This window comes from Pseudomonas sp. Choline-02u-1 (genome assembly GCF_002836515.1).
Taxonomy (GTDB): domain Bacteria; phylum Pseudomonadota; class Gammaproteobacteria; order Pseudomonadales; family Pseudomonadaceae; genus Aquipseudomonas.
The window spans coordinates 1-3,773 of record NZ_PJBC01000024.1; the positions used below are offsets into that span (position 1 = coordinate 1).

Sequence of the window (3,773 nt, forward strand, 5' to 3'; positions counted from 1 at the left end):
TCGTCGGCCAGACCACCGGCTCCGTCATCTATACCGCACCGAACGATGCCTTGGCCGGCAACGCGCCGATCACCAACTCGATCACTGGCGTGAGCGGTGGCAACTTCGAAGATCTGGTGGCGGATAAAACACCGGTTTCGACTGCAGTCACCGACGTTACCGACACTACAAATCTGTCGCTCAGCGCGACCGGCTCGGTGGCAGAAGGTGGCCAGATCACCTACACCGCGACGCTGACCAACGCCGCTGGGTCGCCAGTGACCGTGACCTTGTCGAACGGCGCCGTAATCACCATCAAAGCAGGCGAAACCACCGGCACCGTGAACGTTCCAGCACCAGCCGACGACGTCTATAAAGATGCCGGTTCCGTGCAGGCAACGATCACCAGCGCTACCGGTGGTAACTTCGAAAATCTGGTACCAAGCACTGCTCCGGCCGTCACTACGGTTACCGACACCATCGACACTTCGACGGTCAAATTGACCGCCGACACCTCGGTCGCTGAAGGCGGCACCGTGACCTACACAGCCACGGTTGGCGCGCCTGTTACTGGCTCGCCTGTTGTCGTGACCCTGGCCAACGGCCAGAACATCACCATCGCCGTCGGTCAGACCACCGGCAGCGTTACCACCCCCGTATCGAATGACGTCCAGATCGGTCATGCCCCGCTGACCAACTCGATCACCAACCTCAGCGGCGGCAACTACGAGAATCTGATCGCCGACGAGACTCCGGTCAGCACCACCGTGACCGACACCGTCGACACCACCAGCGTCGCGCTGACTGCCACCGGCAATGTCAACGAAGGCGGGCAAATCACCTACACCGCGACGCTGAGCAATCCGGCCGGTACGCCGGTAACCGTCAATCTGAGCAACGGCTCGGTCATCACTATTGAAGCAGGCAAGACCACCGGCACTGTGACCATTCCGGCACCTGCCGATGACGTTTACAAGGACGCTGGCAAAGTCGAAGTGACCATCAAGGACGCCACCGGTGGCAACTTCGAGAGTCTGGTGCCGAGCACTACGCCAGCGGTGACCAACGTCGCCGACACCGTCAACACCACCCATCTGACCCTTAGCGCAGAAAGCTATGTGCTCGAAGGCGCTTCGATCACTTACACCGCAACGCTGACCAACGCCGCGCAGACGCCGGTGACCGTCAACCTGAGCAATGGCCAGACCATCACCATCGAAGCCGGCAAGACCAGCGGTTCGGTAACCATCGACGCGCCGAGCGACGACGTCTACAAGGACGTCAGCAAGCTCACCGTGACCATGACCGACGCCAGCGGTGGCAACTTTGAAAGACTCGACGTCAGCAAGACCCCGGTCAGCACCACGGTCAACGACACCGTCGACACAACCGCACTGACCCTGACCGCCAGCGATACCGTCAGCGAAGGTGGCCAGATCACCTACACCGCGACCCTGAGCAACCCGGCCGGCACTGCGATGACCGTGACCCTGGCCAACGGCGCGGTGATCAACATCGCTGCCGGTGCTACCAGCGGCTCGGTAAATTTCCCGGCGCCCGCCAATACGCCGTACATCGATGGCAGCAACGTGCGGACGGCGATCGCCAGCCACAGCGGCGGCAACTTCGAGCGCGTCGAGGCCGATCGTTCGGCTGTGGTGACCAAAGTCACCGACGCCGTCGACACCACCAACATCAGCCTGAGCGCCACCGGTAGCGTTGCCGAGGGCGGCTCGATCGTCTACACCGCGACCCTGAGCAATCCGGCCGGCACCGCCATGAGCGTGACCCTGAGCAACGGCGCGGTGATCAACATTGCCAAGGGTGCGAGCACTGGCACTGCGACCATCGCCGCGCCCGCCGATGACGTGTACAAGGACGCCGGCAAGGTCGATGCGAGCATCACCAAAACCAGCGGCGGCAACTTTGAAAATCTGCTGGTCGACAAGACCCCGGCAGTCACCAACGTGACTGACACCATCGACAACAGCACCGTTTCGCTGACCGCCAGCGCCAGCGCGGTCGAAGGTGGCGTGGTCGTCTACACCGCGTCCGTGACTGCACCGGTCACCGGTTCACCGGTAGTAGTTACCCTGTCCAACGGCCAGACCATTACCATTCCGGTCGGCGCCAGCAGTGCCAGCGTCAACTTCACTGCGCCGAACGATGCACAGGCCGGCGGCAACACCCTGAGCGTGAAAATCGACGGCGCCAGTGGTGGCAATTACGAAAATCTCGTCGCCGATCAGACCCCGGCGGTGACCTCGGTGACTGACGTTGCCGACACCACTAGCCTGTCGTTGTCCGCCACCGGCTCGGTGGCCGAGGGCGGTTCGATTGTCTACACCGCGACCCTGAGCAACCCGGCCGGCACGCCAGTGACCGTGAGCCTGAGAAACGGCGCGGTGATTACCATCGAGGCCGGCAAAACCACCGGCACCGTCACCGTTCCGGCACCTGCCGATGACGTCTACAAAGACGCCGGCAAAGTCGAAGTCACGATCAAGGACGCCACTGGCGGCAACTTTGAAAACCTGGTGCCGAGCACCACGCCAGCGGTTACCGATGTCACCGACACCGTCGATACCTCGACGGTCAAACTGACCGCCACCGAAACTGCGGCCGAAGGTGGCACCGTCACTTACACCGCCACCGTCGGCGCACCGGTCACCGGTTCGCCTGTGGTCGTGACCCTGGCCAACGGTCAGAACATCACCATCGAAGTCGGCAAGACCAGCGGCAGCGTGAGCACCACCGCGCCGAACGACGCCCTCGCCGGCCACGCGCCGCTGACCAACTCGATCACCAATGTCAGCGGCGGCAACTTCGAAAACCTCGTGGCCGACCAAACGCCGGTCAGCACCACCGTGACCGACACCGTCGACACCACCAACCTGTCGCTCAGCGCGACCGGTGCGGTGAACGAAGGCGGCCAGATCACCTACACCGCGACGCTGACCAACCCGGCCGGCACTCCAGTGACCGTAACGCTGAGCAATGGCGCAACGATCACCATCGAGGCCGGCAAAACCACCGGCACCGTGACCGTCGATGCTCCGAAAGACGACGTCTATAAAGATGCCGGCAAAGTCGAGGTGACCATCGAGAATGCGACCGGCGGCAACTTCGAGAATCTGGTACCAAGCGCGGTTCCAGCAGTGACGACTGTCACTGACACCATCGATACGTCGACCGTCAAATTGACCGCCGATACTTCGGTCGCTGAAGGCGGCACCGTGACTTACACCGCCACGGTTGGCGCTCCGGTCACCGGTTCGCCAGTGGTCGTGACCCTGGCCAACGGCCAATCCATCATCATCGCGGTCGGTCAAACTACTGGCACTGCAACCGCTGTGGCTCAGAACGATGCGCTGACAGGCAACGCTCCGATCACCAACTCGATCACTGGCGTGAGCGGCGGCAATTTCGAAGATCTGGTGGCGGATAAAACACCGGTTTCGACCACTGTTACGGATGTTGCCGACACCACCAACCTGTCGCTGAGTGCGACCGGTTCCGTGGCCGAAGGCGGCCAGATCACCTACACCGCGACGCTGACCAACCCGGCCGGCACACCGGTGACCGTGACCCTGTCGAACGGCGCCACGATCATCATCGACGCGGGTAAAACCACCGGCACCGTGATCGTCGACGCACCGAAAGACGACGTCTATAAAGATGCCGGCAAAGTCGAAGTGACCATCGAGAATGCGACCGGCGGCAACTTCGAGAATCTGGTACCAAGCGCGGTTCCAGCCGTGACCAATGTCACCGACACCATCGACACTTCGACG

1 protein-coding gene is annotated in these 3,773 nt (G+C 62.2%); it reads left to right on the forward strand.

The window, feature by feature from the left end; genetic code table 11:
• Positions 1-3,773, forward strand: a 3,773-nt coding sequence (locus tag CXF97_RS13850; RefSeq protein WP_371918385.1) for an immunoglobulin-like domain-containing protein, incomplete at both ends; no start/stop codon positions are given.